The 13,747-nt window shown below is 65.3% G+C and carries 14 protein-coding genes; 8 read left to right on the forward strand and 6 right to left on the reverse strand.

The window, feature by feature from the left end; genetic code table 11:
- Nucleotides 1-94: 94 nt before the first annotated feature.
- The 3 genes from AC1AYP_RS02230 to AC1AYP_RS02240 all read right to left on the reverse strand — a co-directional run bounded on the left by AC1AYP_RS02230 (nt 95) and on the right by AC1AYP_RS02240 (nt 2,822).
- Complete coding sequence (locus AC1AYP_RS02230; protein WP_476546633.1) at nt 95-1,189, reverse strand: aldo/keto reductase; 1,095 nt, start codon at nt 1,187-1,189, stop codon at nt 95-97.
- A gap of 25 nt (nt 1,190-1,214) precedes the next feature.
- Nucleotides 1,215-1,847 (reverse strand): sugar O-acetyltransferase, encoded by a 633-nt coding sequence (locus tag AC1AYP_RS02235; RefSeq protein ID WP_476546634.1) that lies wholly within the window; start codon nt 1,845-1,847, stop codon nt 1,215-1,217.
- 108 nt (nt 1,848-1,955) lie between these two features.
- Entirely contained in the window at nt 1,956-2,822 is an 867-nt protein-coding gene (locus AC1AYP_RS02240; RefSeq protein WP_476546635.1) for a hypothetical protein, read from the reverse strand.
- Nucleotides 2,823-2,945: 123 nt separating this feature from the next.
- Between AC1AYP_RS02240 and AC1AYP_RS02245 the strand changes: the two genes are divergently transcribed.
- The gene (locus AC1AYP_RS02245; RefSeq protein ID WP_476546636.1) at nt 2,946-3,344 is read left to right on the forward strand and encodes a cupin domain-containing protein; all 399 of its coding nucleotides are present in this window, start codon (nt 2,946-2,948) and stop codon (nt 3,342-3,344) included.
- Between the two features lie 25 nt (nt 3,345-3,369).
- Here AC1AYP_RS02245 and AC1AYP_RS02250 read toward each other — a convergent pair whose 3' ends face one another.
- The 3 genes from AC1AYP_RS02250 to AC1AYP_RS02260 form a co-directional block, all read right to left on the reverse strand.
- On the reverse strand, nt 3,370-4,248 hold the full coding sequence (locus tag AC1AYP_RS02250; protein WP_476546637.1) for a LysR family transcriptional regulator: 879 nt from the start codon (nt 4,246-4,248) through the stop codon (nt 3,370-3,372).
- A gap of 65 nt (nt 4,249-4,313) precedes the next feature.
- Nucleotides 4,314-5,702 carry an MDR family MFS transporter gene (locus AC1AYP_RS02255; protein WP_476544576.1) on the reverse strand — a complete coding sequence of 463 codons (1,389 nt, stop codon included), beginning with the start codon at nt 5,700-5,702 and terminating at the stop codon, nt 4,314-4,316.
- A 180-nt stretch (nt 5,703-5,882) separates the two neighbouring features.
- The gene (locus AC1AYP_RS02260) at nt 5,883-6,482 is read right to left on the reverse strand and encodes a TetR/AcrR family transcriptional regulator (RefSeq protein WP_476544577.1); all 600 of its coding nucleotides are present in this window, start codon (nt 6,480-6,482) and stop codon (nt 5,883-5,885) included.
- Between the two features lie 253 nt (nt 6,483-6,735).
- Between AC1AYP_RS02260 and AC1AYP_RS02265 the strand changes: the two genes are divergently transcribed.
- From AC1AYP_RS02265 to AC1AYP_RS02295, 7 genes are all read left to right on the forward strand, one after another.
- Entirely contained in the window at nt 6,736-7,437 is a 702-nt protein-coding gene (locus AC1AYP_RS02265) for an ABC transporter ATP-binding protein (RefSeq protein WP_476501746.1), read from the forward strand.
- Nucleotides 7,438-7,445: 8 nt separating this feature from the next.
- Entirely contained in the window at nt 7,446-9,929 is a 2,484-nt protein-coding gene (locus tag AC1AYP_RS02270; RefSeq protein ID WP_476546638.1) for an ABC transporter permease, read from the forward strand.
- A 241-nt stretch (nt 9,930-10,170) separates the two neighbouring features.
- Nucleotides 10,171-10,719, forward strand: a complete 549-nt coding sequence (locus AC1AYP_RS02275) for a TetR/AcrR family transcriptional regulator (RefSeq protein WP_476546639.1) — start codon at nt 10,171-10,173, stop codon at nt 10,717-10,719.
- Nucleotides 10,720-10,806: 87 nt separating this feature from the next.
- Nucleotides 10,807-11,601: an AzlC family ABC transporter permease gene (locus AC1AYP_RS02280; protein WP_476546640.1), complete on the forward strand. Its 795-nt coding sequence runs from the start codon at nt 10,807-10,809 to the stop codon at nt 11,599-11,601.
- Nucleotides 11,598-11,930 (forward strand): branched-chain amino acid transporter permease, encoded by a 333-nt coding sequence (locus tag AC1AYP_RS02285; protein WP_476544581.1) that lies wholly within the window; start codon nt 11,598-11,600, stop codon nt 11,928-11,930. Before AC1AYP_RS02280 ends, AC1AYP_RS02285 begins: the two co-directional genes overlap by 4 nt.
- 24 nt (nt 11,931-11,954) lie before the next feature.
- Nucleotides 11,955-12,932, forward strand: a complete 978-nt coding sequence (locus tag AC1AYP_RS02290; RefSeq protein WP_476546641.1) for an AEC family transporter — start codon at nt 11,955-11,957, stop codon at nt 12,930-12,932.
- A 79-nt stretch (nt 12,933-13,011) separates the two neighbouring features.
- Nucleotides 13,012-13,728 carry a L,D-transpeptidase gene (locus tag AC1AYP_RS02295; protein ID WP_476546642.1) on the forward strand — a complete coding sequence of 239 codons (717 nt, stop codon included), beginning with the start codon at nt 13,012-13,014 and terminating at the stop codon, nt 13,726-13,728.
- The last annotated feature ends 19 nt before the right edge of the window (nt 13,729-13,747 follow it).

Raw genomic sequence — 13,747 nt, forward strand, 5'->3', positions numbered from 1 at the left:
TATTCGTTAAACAATGCCATATTTACTACTATATGAGTAGTACTTGCATATGTGTCTGTGCCGGTCAACCGGGTCGCAGGCCGCTTTCTGCCCGTCAGTGGTTGGTCAAGGCCTCCTGCGTGGGCTGGTAGCGGGCGCCTTCGATGGTGATGGAGTCGAGCGTGCGGTCGATGGCGGCGAGTTCGTCGGACGTGAACGTGACGGCCGCGCCGCCCAGGTTCTGACGCAGACGGTCCACGTGCTTGGTGCCGGGGATCGGCGCGATCCACGGCTTCCGCGCGAGCAGCCAGCCGAGCGCGATCTGCGCGGGCGCCACGCCTTTGGCCCGAGCCAGCGATTCGACGTAGTCGCCCATCGCGATGTTGTGCGCCATATGGTCGGGGGAGAAGCGGGGGATGCGGCTGCGGTAGTCGTCGGCGGCGAACCGGGTGGACGCGGTGAACCGTCCGGCCAGCATCGCCTTGCCGAGCGGGCTGAACGGCACCAGTCCGATGCCCAGCTCCTCCAATGTCGGGATGAGCTCCTCCTCGGGTTTCCTCCACCACATCGAATACTCGTTTTGCACGGCCGTGACCGGCGTGACCGCATGCGCCCGGCGCACGGTCGCCGGAGTCGCCTCCGACAGGCCCCAGTGCAGAATCTTGCCTTCGGCCATGAGCTCGCCCATCACGCCGGCCACATCCTCGATCGGCACCTTCGTATCGACGCGATGCTGGTAGTAGAGATCGATGTGGTCGGTGCGCAGACGCTTCAGCGACCCTTCGACCGCCTTGCGGATCGTCTCGGGACGTGAATCGGTCTGCTGCACGCGGCCCGAGGAATCCAACTGCGCCTCGCCCTCGCTGTCACCGAACCCGCCGTGCAGGGCGAAACCGAACTTGGTGGCGATGACCACGTCGTCACGGAACGGCTCCAACGCCTCGCCGACCAGCTCCTCGTTCGCGAACGGGCCATACACCTCGGCCGTGTCGAAGAACCGCTCGCCCATCTCATAGGCGGCGCGGATCACGCGGATCGACTCGTCGTGCGGCAGGAACGGCGGCCAGCTCATCGTGAACCCCATGCAGCCGAGGCCTATCGCCGAAACCTCCAACGCCGCGGAACCCGTGCCGAGCGTGCGCTTCGGCAGATCGACAGGCGTGATGTCGCCGTAGTCGTCGTTAGCGGACCTGACTGTATTGGTGGACATGATTGTTTCCTTTCCTGAATGATCCCTAATCGCATGTTCCGCCGCAACGTCGCAACGTCACGGCACCGGAACGGCACACGTGTCCGATGACCCTGGCAGGCACCCCGGTGACGATCGCGCCAGCCGGCACGTCATGCGTGACGACCGCCCCGGCCCCGACGATCGCGCCGTCGCCGATTGTCACATCCTGCAGCACGATCGCGCCCGCGCCAATCCACACGTGCGCGCCGATATGGATCGGCTTCGAGACGGTCACCGCCCGCCGCATCGGGTCACGCATGTGGTTGATGGTGATGAGCTGCACGTTCGGCCCCAGGAACGAACCATCCCCGATCGAAATGCCGCCGCGATCCATCATCGTGCACCCCCAATTGACGAACACGTCCCGGCCGACCTCGATGTTCCGGCCGAAATCCGTGTAGAACGGCGGATTAAGACGGAACGACGGGTCAACCGGATGCCCCACGATCCGCTCGAACATCGCATGGACCTCGCCCGGCTCGTGATAGCCGCCCGTATTGAGCTCCACGCACAGCCGCTTCGTCTCCGTGATGATCGCACCGATGGCGGCATACCCCGGTTCGGCGGGATCGACGGGCACGCCGCCCCGGTCGCGGGCGAGGATATCGGTCGTGGGTTCGGCCATGACGACACTCATGATTACGGTCCTTTCCACAAGTCGGTCCCATTGAACCGCGGTCGGAAAGAACCAGCCAATAGTGTCGTTCGATACACCCCCATGCCCGCCGGCTATACGGGACGCACCTCACGCGATGAACCGCAGATACGTGCGGTCATCGAACGACTCCAGCCCCGCCGTGAACCCCTTCGTACTCCGAAACTCACGCACAAGCCCCGGATCCTCACGACGCAGACGCCCCAACTCCGCCTCCGACCCCGCCAACGTGGGACGCAACAGCGGATACCCATCCGACGCAAGCACCACCTCGGCACCCGGCTCCACCGGCACGACATGAACCGGATACTCCGGATCGGTGAACCCATCGAACACGAAATACCCATACTCGCCGCGCCGATTAGCGAACTCCGACTGCAACCGCAGGAACGGCATGATCATGTCACGCGCCGGAACGGCCGAAACCGGCGCATCCTCACGTCCGGCAGCCTCCGCCCGCAACGCCAACGCCCGCGCGGCGAACGAACGCAACTCCCCAAGCAACTCATCCACACGCTTCAACGTCGGCGTCCGCACCCCATCCACCATGACCTGACAATCACCGAACAACCACACCTCACGCCGAAACACGCTATAGACCACGGCATTCGCCTGAAGACGCTCCCACGGCTCCACCTCGAACACGCGCGAAGACACGTCGCCTGAGGACGAGGACACATCACCATGCACGGCCGCGAACCCCGCATACTCATCACGCAGACAACCATCAAGAATCCGCTGCGCCTCACGCATCGAAGCACCACCGGGCAAACCCGCGATAGCGCTCGCCAGCAGGTCCTTCGCGACCACGCCGCCGCTCGGCTTCCACAGATGCCGCAGACTCTTGCCCGTCACCCCGTCCACCACGGCGGCGAAATCCTCCGTGACGACGAGACTGTCCTCGTTCAACGACTGGTCGGCGTGCTTGCCCCGGCAGAATCGTTCGATGATGCGCATGCCTCCACCATACGCCCGAGGCATGGCCGTGTATGAGGTGACGCTATTGGCGGGAATGCGATGGCGGGCGTGTAATGGACATCGATAACGGCAAGAAAGAAAGACACGAAAGGACGAAACATCATGGAGAACCCGAGCGCCTTCCCGATGGGGGAGCCGAACGACGCATACGCGCAGTACTTCGAAGGCCAGAGCTACCTCGCGCCGCTCGCCGGCGACGGTCAGGTGAACGTCGCGAACGTGACGTTCGAGGCGGGCTGCACGAACCACTGGCACATCCACCACGGCGTGTGCCAGGTCCTGCTCGCCGTGGGCGGCCGCGGCTACTACCAGATCGAAGGCCAGGAGCCGGTCGAGCTCAAGCCCGGCGACGTGGCCTATATCCCGCCGGAGACCAAGCACTGGCACGGCGCCTCCCCGAACGAGGCGTTCGCGCATGTCGCCATCATGCCGAAGAAGGAGGGCTCGAGCAACGAATGGCTTGAACCGGTCGACGAGGAGACGTACCGCAACCTCGCCTGAGCCAGCACCTCTCCGTCATGCGCCGTCATGTGCGCAGGAATCGGGCGAACGCGCCGGCCGCGGGGGAGGAGACTCCTTGCTTCTTCCACACGAGCACGGAACTGCTTTCGAACACGGGCGTGAGCGGCACTGCGCGCACGCCCGGATACGAGGCGCCGTAGTCGATGCACAGGTACAGGCCCAACCCGTTCGCCGCCATGGCCGCGCCGTTCGCCGGCAGATTGCACGTGCCGGCGATGACCGTTTTCGAAGCAAGGGAGCCGAACCAGTGCATCACCACGCGTCGCACTGGTTCGCGCGACGGCAGCAGCAGCGGTTCGCCGACGAGATCGGACGGTGTCAATGATTCGCGGGTCTGCAATGGATGCCCGTCGGGTACCATCGCCGCCCAATGGTCGCTGATGCCCGTATGCAGGTATTCGTAGCGTTCGGTGTCCACCGGGTCGGCGAGGAGGCCGAAATCCATGAGTCCTTGTTCGAGCTGGTCTTGGATCACGTCGGCCGTCGTGCTGACCACATGGAACCGCACGGCGGGGTGCAGCTGACGGAATTCGGCCATGCGCCGTGCCAGATACGACATGCCTCCCACCTCGCCGCAGCCGGCCGTGATGTCACCAGCCAGCTCACCTGCGGAACACTTCAGATCGACCTCGGTCTTGTCCGCCAACGAGACGATGGTCTGCGCGCGGTCGCGCAGCAGGCGTCCCTCCTCGGTGAGCGTGATCGCATGCGGCCCGCGTTCGAACAGCGTGACGCCCAACTCCTCCTCCAGCTGCTTCAACTGGCGCGATAACGTCGGCTGGGAGATGCGCAGCAATTGCGCCGCCCACGTGATGTTGTCCTCCTCGGCCACCGCGAGGAAGTATTTCAGCACGCGCAGTTCCATGGTTCCACCCTCCGGCATGGGGATTCGTTCCGGGATTCGTCCGTGATGCCACCAATTGTAGAGGTGCCACGGGCGGCTGCGGTTCAGCGCCGGTCGCGCACGAACAGCGACAGCACGAACGCCATGCACGCCACGACGGTCGCCGTGACGAACACCGCATCCACACCGTGCGCGAGGCCGGCCGCCGCGGAGCCGGCGACGGATGCGGGACGCGTGTTCGTGGTCATGATGGTGAAGTTGACGGCGATGCCGATCGCCGCGCATGTCTGACGCAGCGTGTTGTTCATCGCCGTGCCGTGCGGCAGCATCGGGCCGGTCAGCTGGTTGAGTGCGGTGGTGGTCAACGGCATCAGGCAGAACGCGACGCCCGCCATCATCAGCGTGAAGAACACGGCCGGCCACCATGCGGGCGTGTCCGCATCCATGCGGGAGAGCGCGAACGCGGCGACGGCGACCACGGCGATCGCGGGCGGCGCGATGCGGTGGATGCCCACGCGGTCGAACAGGCGGCCCGCCACCGGGTTGAACACGCCTTCGGCCACGCCACCGCCCATGAGCAGCAGGCCGGACTGCAACGCGGTCATCCCCAGCGAATCCTGGATGAACATGGGCAGGATGTTCATCGTCGAGATGAACGTGACGAACACGAGCACGATGACGAGCATCGACAGGGCGAACATCGGCTTGGCGAACACGCGGAAGTCAAGCATCGGCCGCGCCAGATGCAGCTGACGGTGGATGAACGCGCACAGGGCAACCGCGCCCACGGCGAGCGGGCCGAGCGTCTGCGGCGACGTCCAACCCTCCTGGCCGGCGAGGCTGAAGCCGAGCAGCAATCCGCCGAAACCGAGCGTCGACAAGGCGATCGAGAACACGTCGATGGTCGGGTCGGTGCGCGTGGTCACGTTCCTCACGGTCGGGACGGCGGCGGCGAGCACGACGACGGCGATGACGATTAGCGGCACGAACAGGAAACGCCATGGCAGGAAGTCGATGATGAGGCCGGACAGGGTGGGGCCCAGTGCCGGCGCGAACGCGATTACCAGGCCGAACCAGCCCATCGCCGCGCCGCGCTTCTCCGGCGGGAACGTGATGAACAGCACGGTCTGCAGAAGCGGCATGAGGATGCCCGCGCCGGTCGCCTGCAACACGCGGCCGGCGAGCAGCATCCAGAACCCGGGAGCGAACGTGCACACGAGCGTGCCGAACAGGAACATGCCGATCGCGTAGAAGAACAGCTGGCGCGTCGTGAACTTCTGGATGAGGAACGCGGTGACCGGGATCATGATGCCGTTGGTGAGCATGAACCCGGTGCTCAGCCATTGCGCCGTATTGCTCGTCACCCCGAACTCGCGCATGAGATGCGGCAGGGCGGAGGTCATCAGCGTCTGGTTGAGGATGGCGGTGAAGCTGCCGACCATCATCACGATGATCGGGATGACGGAACGCTTCGACGGCGTGCGTCCGGGCATGACGGAATCCATGGGAACCTCGAATCTGTCGGAAAACGGATCCGGCTGATTTCGGTCGTCGTCGCGCGCGGGAAACGTGGATGCGCGACGCCGTAGCCCCTGCCGGCGTGACAGCCTCAGTGTACCGTCGCGCGGGACATGCGCCGGATGCGTCGCATCCCATTGGCGTCGCCGATCCCGTCAGTTCCGATGATCGTCCTTCAGCGAGTTGATGAGCTGGGCGATGGTGTCCGGCAGGGCGGAGTCCGCGAGCCATGCGACGCTTTCCGGCGTGAACAGCGTCCGCGCCTTGCCGAGCACGCCGAGGATGCCGCTCGTCGCGAACTCCAGCACGACCCGCTGCCCGGGATTGAGCCGCGACTCGTCCAGCCCGAGCACGGACAGCCATACGCCGCCGACGTATGTCTTGAGCTGCGCGGCCAGTCCCGTGGAGCCGTGCGGTCCGGCGATGAGCGACAGATGGCGGATGCTTGCGAGATGTTCGGGCGAGCCGACGAACTCCAGCGCGTAGTCGCGCAGCATACTGATATCGCCGTCCTGCCGGATGATGTGCGCGATGAATCCGGTCACGCCCGGCTCCTCGTAGATCGCGGCGATCGCGTCGTCGGCCAGCTCGGGGATGTTGGCGTAGTGGTAGTAGAACGCGCTGCGGTTCAGCCCGCTTTCGCGCGTGATGTCGCTGATGGTGATCTGCACGTACGGCTTCTTCTCCAACAGCGTCCAGAACGCCTCCTGCATCTTTTCCGGCGCCGATCGTTCGGTGGCCTTCGGTCGTGCCATATATCCCCTCCTTGTCGCCATTATTTGCCGGACAGGCTGATTCTGTGCTGTTACGCGGTTGTCCGGCACGGATTCATGCCGGACAACCCGATCCGAGACGATTCCGCGCTTGCCTGGCACGGCTCCTGTCTCCGTTAACCCCACACTGTATCGGGATATGGGGATTTAACCCTACGCCGTGATGGGTTACGCTCTCAGGTGCCCGGTGAACAATGGAAGACAGCACCGGTGCCGACCAGAGAGGTGAAAAACGATGAGCTTCCTTGAATTCCATGACGTGGTCCGTCAGTACGGCAGCGGCGAATCCGCCGTGTTGGCCCTCGATCATGCGACCTTCGACATCGAGCAGGGCGAACTGGCCGTGATTCTCGGCGCGTCCGGCGCCGGCAAATCCACGGCGTTGAACATCCTCGGCGGCATGGACCGCGCCACGTCCGGCAGCGTCAGGCTGGGGGATCGCGACGTCACGAAGGCGTCCGATGCCGAACTGACCGACTACCGCCGCTTCGACGTAGGCTTCGTGTTCCAGTTCTACAACCTCGTGCCCAACCTCACGGCCCTCGAGAACGTGGAGCTCGCCTCGCAGATCTGCCCCGACGCGCTCGACGCCCGCGAAACCCTGGAGAAGGTGGGGTTGGGGGAGCGTCTCAACAACTTCCCCGCGCAGCTTTCCGGCGGCGAGCAGCAGCGCGTGTCCATCGCGCGTGCCCTCGCCAAGAACCCGAAGCTGCTGCTGTGCGACGAGCCGACAGGCGCGCTCGACTACAACACCGGCAAGGAGGTGCTCCAGCTGTTGCAGGACTCCTGCCGCCAGCGCGGCATCACCGTCGCACTCGTCACCCACAACTCCGCGCTCGCGCCGATGGGCGACCGTCTGATCCGCTTCCGTTCCGGCAAGGTCACCGAGATCGCCGTGAACGAGCATCCGACGCCCATCGCCGACATCGAATGGTAGGTGGGCCGTTGCGTAGAACCGCACTCTGGAAGGACGCGTGGCGCACGATCGCCGGCAACGGACGACGGTTCGCCGCCATCGCGATTATCGTGGCGGTCGGCGTGATGATGCTCGGCGGTCTCAACACCGTCGGCAAGGACATCCGCGCCGGCCTCGACGACTTCTTCGACGCGACCGGCATGCACGACATATCCGTCGTCTCCACGCGCGGATTCGACGACGCCGACATCGCCGCGCTGCGCAAGGCGGACGGCGTCGCCGACGCGGCGGGCATCCGCTCGCAAAGCGTCACGACGAAGATCGACGGCAAGCGCGCCGCGGCCACCGTCTCGACTCTCGACGACCGCGGCATCGACGACCCGTACCTGAGCGAGGGGCGCCTGCCGAAGGCCGGCCACGAGATCGCCGTCACCCGGCAGTACCTCGATGACTCCGGCAAGCAGGTCGGCGACACGGTGACGTTCTCCGCCGACGGTTCCGCGACGGCGACGGCCGCCGCGACCCGCACGCCCGCCGTGTTCGACGACGGCGCGTACCGGATCGTCGGCGTCATCACCGACCCGAACGACATCGTGAACCCCTTCGGACCGCTCGCCCTCGTGACCGCCTCGAAGACCGTCCACCCGATGTTCGTCAGCGGAGACGCGGTCGTGAACGACGCCATGCCGTACACGTCCGCCGTCGTCACCGTCACCGGCGCGAAAGCGCTGAACACGTATGACGACGACTATCTGGACAAGGTCGACGCCGCGAAGACCGCCATCGGGCATGCTGCGCCTTCGGGTGTGAAATGGATCGTCAACGACCGCAGCGCCGTCACCAGCTATGAGGACGTGAAGACGCAAAGCGAGATGATCTCCCGCCTCGGCACGTTGTTCCCCGTGCTGTTCCTCGTCATCGCGCTGCTGGTGAGTCTGACGGCCATCACGCGCATGGTCGAGGAGGACCGACAGCTCATCGGCACGTACAAGGCACTTGGGTACGGCCGCCGCGAGATCATGCTCAAATTCCTCGTCTACTCGGCCGCGGCCTGTCTGCTGGGCGGCGTGCTCGGCGACCTGCTGGGGCTCATCGGGCTGCCGTTCGTGTTCACCCGAAAGATGCTGGCGAACCTGTATCTGCTGCCGCACTATCCGCTGCTCGTCGACTGGCGGCTCGCCGTCGGCGGCGTGCTCCTGTTCATCGTCGTCATCACCGGCGCGGCGATGGCCGCCTGCACGGGGTCGTTGCGGCTGGAGCCCGCCGAGCTCATGCGCCCCAAGGCGCCGAAAGCCGGCAGGACGATCATGCTGCAGCGCATCGGATTCATCTGGAACCATCTGGGATTCCTGGACAAGGTGACCGCCCGCAACCTGTTCCGCTACAAGTCGCGCGCGCTCATGGTCATCATCGGCGTGCTCGGATGCACCGCGCTCATGACCGCAGGCTTCGGCATGGGCTCCTCCGCGCTGACCCTCATGCCGCGCCAGCATGGCGAGATCTCCGTCTACGACGTGATGGCCGTGACCTCCGCCGCCGACCACGACAAGGCGCAACGCGAACTCGACGAGGACGAGGATGTGGAATCCGCGCTGCCGTTGCAGCTCGGCTCCGTCACCCTGGCCTCACCGGACGCGGATGCGGGTGACCATGATGCGAAGCTCACCGCGCAGCTCATGGTCATTCCGGACGGCGAATCGACCGACGGGCATATCAACATCCAAGCGACGTCCGGCACGCCGATCGAACTGTACGGCGCGGATGGCGACGACCTGACCGGCGGCGGCATCATCGTCACCGCGAACGCCGCGAAGAAGCTCTCGCTCGTCGAAGGCTCCGAGGTCGACGTGACCGATGCGATGGCGAACACCGCCGGACTTCCCGTGCTCGTGATCGCGCAGTACTACACCGGCAACGTCGTGTTCATGACCCAGTCCGCCTACGAGAAGGCGTTCGACGCCGACTATGCGCCCAACGCCGACCTCATCAACGTGAAGGGCGACGACGACGCGCAGATCGCGTTCGCCGACCGGCTCGCCGCGCAGAGCGACTACCTGTCCGTGACGAGTTCGGCGAAGCAGGAGCGTGACTTCGCGAAGAGCTTCGCCATCTTCTTCGCGATGATCGGCTTCATCGTCGCCATGGCCGCGATTCTCGCCGTCGTCGTGCTGTACGCGCTCGCCTCCACGAACATCTCCGAACGCGAACGCGAACTCGCCACCATCAAGGTGCTGGGCTTCCGCCGCGGCGAGGTGCACGGCTACGTGAACAAGGAGATGCTGCTGCTCGCCGCCATCGGCATCGCGATCGGTCTGCCGTGCGGCCGCGGGCTGCTCGGCTTCCTCGTGGGCCGGCTCGATCTGCCCGGCATGAACATCGTGCCCAACGTGCTGTGGTACTGCTATGCGGCGGCGGCCGTGTTGGCGTTCCTGTTCACGCTGCTGGTGAGCCGCGCCACGAACCATGCGCTCGACCGCATCGACATGGTCGGCGCGTTGAAGAGCCCCGAGTGACGCGGGCGACGATCCGATTCGCGTATTCGCGCGCGCAATGTGTGTGGGCCCCGCATCCTGCGGCAAGGATGCGGGGCCCACACGCGTGTTGAGACAAGGTGCGCCGTCGGCGGGAATACGGAAGCCGTCGGCGTTGTGTACGAGTGTACGCAACAGTATGTACGAACGTACATTACGGCGTGTATGCTGGATGACGACATCGATATCACGATCGGACATCACGGCAGCAAGGAGGTGCGTCATGGGGGAGTCGGCCCGCCGCTTCGACCCGGAACGCAAGGACCGCATCATCGAGGCGTGCCTCGACGTCATCGCCGCCAAAGGCGTGGCCGGCGCGTCGCACCGTGTCATCGCCGCCGCCGCGAACGTGCCGCTCGGATCGATGACCTACCATTTCGACGGCATGGCCGACCTGCTGCACCAGGCGTTCGACCGGTACGCGGACCGTTGCATCGCCTCGTTCGCCGCGCGCATGGACGAGGCGACGGACGAGGCCGGGGTGTGCGAGGCCGTCGCCCGTCATATCGAAACCGATCTGGTGAGCACGCAGCGCGACCTCGTCATCAATATGGAGCTGTACACGATCGCCGCCCGCGACCCCGCCTACCGTGACATCACCGAACGCTGGATGGCCGCCAGCCGCACACAGCTGGAACGGTTCTTCGACAAACCGACCGCCGCGATCCTCGATTCGCTCATCGAAGGGCTGACCCTGCACCGGGCGCTCGGCGACGACACGCTGGACGCGGCCGCCATCCGCGAGGCGATCAGCCGCGCCGTCCCAAAATGAACGCCCGCCGTCACGCCGCGTCCGATGCGTGATAGCATGTCCGCCGCAATCAATCCGGAAAAAAGAGAGACGAAGGAGAGACGCGGCATGACACGGGAGGAGCGGCGCGGCATGCGCCTCAAGGCGTTGAAGGCGGCGTTCCCGCTCACCGTGCCGATTGCGCTCGGATTCCTGTTCCTCGGCTGCTCCTACGGCATGCTCATGGGCACGAAGGGGTTCTCGTTCGTCTGGCCGATGTGCATGAGCGCGTTCATCTTCGCCGGTTCGATGGAATTCGTCACCGTGAACCTGCTGCTCTCCGCGTTCAACCCCGTGGCCGCGTTCCTGCTTGCGCTCATGGTCAACGCGCGCCACCTGTTCTACGGCCTGTCCATGCTCGGACGGTTCCGCGGACTCGGCTGGAAACGCCCATATCTGATTTTCGGCATGTGCGACGAGACGTTCGCCATCAACTCCTCGACACAGGTTCCCGAAGGCGTGGACCGCGGCTGGTTCTACCTCTGGGTCACCGTGCTCAACCAGGCGTACTGGGTGGCGGGCGCGACGCTCGGCGGCGTGATCGGCTCGAATCTGCCGTTCGACACGGACGGCCTCGAATTCGTGCTCACCGCGCTGTTCCTCGTCGTCTTCCTCGACCAGTGGCTCGGCGCCGGCACAGGCCGCCGCGGCCGCGTCAGCGCGGTCGTCGGCGTGCTCGCGTCCCTCGCCTGCCTCGTCGCGTTCGGTCCGGACGACTTCATGATCCCCTCGCTGATCGCGATGATTGTGCTGTTCGTCCTGCTGCGCCCGCGGCTTGACGACCTGCATGATGGCGATGCCGAGGGTGCCGCCGTGGCGGCAAACGACGAAGGCAACGACGAAGAAAAGGAGACGACGCGATGACGATGACCGTGCTCCAGGGGGTGATCACCGTCGTCGTGGTGGCGGCGGGCACGATGCTCACCCGGTTCCTGCCGTTCCTCGTGTTCCCCGAGTCGAAGCAGCCGCCGCGCCTCATCGAATACTTCGGCAAGGTACTGCCCTATGCGATGACCGGCCTGCTCGTCGTCTACTCGCTGCGCAACACGCCCATCCTGACCGGCAGCCACGGCGTGCCCGAACTCATCGCATGCCTCGTGATCGTCGCATTGCATCTGTGGCGGCGCAGCATGCTGCTTTCCATCGCCGGCGGCACCATCGTCTACATGCTGCTCGTCCAGCTCGTGTTCTGAGATTCCGTAGGGAGGGGATGTCCCGTGCAGCAGTTCGGCATCGTGCTCGGCCAAATGATCGGCATGGCCGTGATGATGGTCGTCGGCTATATCTGCGTCAAATCCAAGGTGCTCGGCGCGACCGCGCTGGACGGCATCTGCGCGTTCATCCTCAAGGCGGGCATCCCGCTGCTCGTCTTCTCGAACGCCGTGTCCGGCACGACGCGCGCCGACCTCATCGGCTCCGACGCGATCATCGCGATGACGCTCGTCATGTACGCGCTGCTCATCGGCCTGTTCACCCTGCTCTCCTACGTGCTGCGATTGAAGCGCGAACGCGGACGCATGTTCCGCGGCTGCTTCGCGTTCGGCAACGCCGGGTTCATCGGCCTGCCGCTCATCCTCGCCCTGTTCCCCGGCAGGGGAGCGCTCTACTTCGCGCTCATGTCCATCGTCGACCAGTTCCTCCTGTGGACGTACGGCGTATGGACGTGCAAGAAGGTCGACGACCGGCAGTCCATCGCCGACGAACGCCCCGCACACGGCTGGCTCGACCGTCTCACGCCGCTCGTCAGCCCCGCGCTCATCGCCGTGGTGCTCGCCGTCGCGCTGATCCTCGCCGGCGTGACCATCCCCGACGTCGTGCTCACCCCGTTGAAGACGCTCGGCTCCACCGCCTCGCCCCTGTCCATGGTGTATCTGGGCGGTCTGTTCGCCATCCGCGACTGGACGGGCATCCTCGGGAAATACGAACTGTACGTGGGCATCGTCGTCAAGATGCTGCTCGTGCCCGTCGGCTTCTATGCGCTGCTCACCACCGTGCCGCCGATGCTCGGCCTCGGCGCCGCCAACCCGGACATGGTGCATATGATGACCCTCGTCTCGGGCCTGCCGACCATGAGCACCATGGTCATGTTCGCCGAACGAGAACACAACCAGCCCGAATACGCGATCGGCATGGTGCTCGTCACCACCGTCGCCAGCCTGTTCACGCTCACCGCGGTCTCGTTCCTCGTGTTCTGAAACCCGTTACCGCGTCGGAACTGTCGGATATCATCAAGGAGAGGCCAAGGCTTCGTTCATCTTGGATTAGGGGGCGCATATGACCGGACGTCGTTCGCCATACGTCGGTCTGCATCGCAGGCGCACCGATTGGCTGCTCCTCGGGGAGATGCTGCTGTGCGCCATGCTGGCCATCGCATTGTGCGGCACCATCGCCCTATGGCAGGCCCGCGCCGCCGAGCGCGCCGCCGAGCGCGACGCCGTGATCGCCGCTTCGTCCGGTGCGGGTGCGTCCGTGCAGGTCGAGGACATCGCCGAGAAGTCCCTGCGACGCAGGACGGTACCGAAGGTCAACGAGACGCTCGCCAAACAGCGCGAAGCCGAGGAGCAGCGCGCCCGCTGGACGAACCCCACCGGCGGCGTCCAGCCCGATCTCGCCCAGTACACCGGCATCAGCGTGGACGTGGACCTCGCCGCGCAGAGAGCCTACGTCAAGTCCAACGGGCAGACCATCTATACGATGGTCACCAGCACCGGCATGGACGATTCCACGCCGCACGGCACCTACACGGTGGACGCGCGCGGCCCGCACTTCTTCAACGCGTCCGAAGGCATGGGCGCCGACTATTGGGTGCGGTTCTACGGCCCCTATCTGTTCCACACGGTACCCACCGGCGAGAATTTCGGCGATTATCTGCCGGATGAGGGGGCGAAGCTCGGCCGACCTGCCTCGCACGGTTGCGTGCGGCTCAGCATCGCCGACGCGAAATGGCTGTACGAGCAGTTGCCCGACGGTACGCCCGTCACCATCGCCTGAATTCTCGGTGAACTTCCGC

Source organism: Bifidobacterium sp. LH_424, from assembly GCF_056356895.1.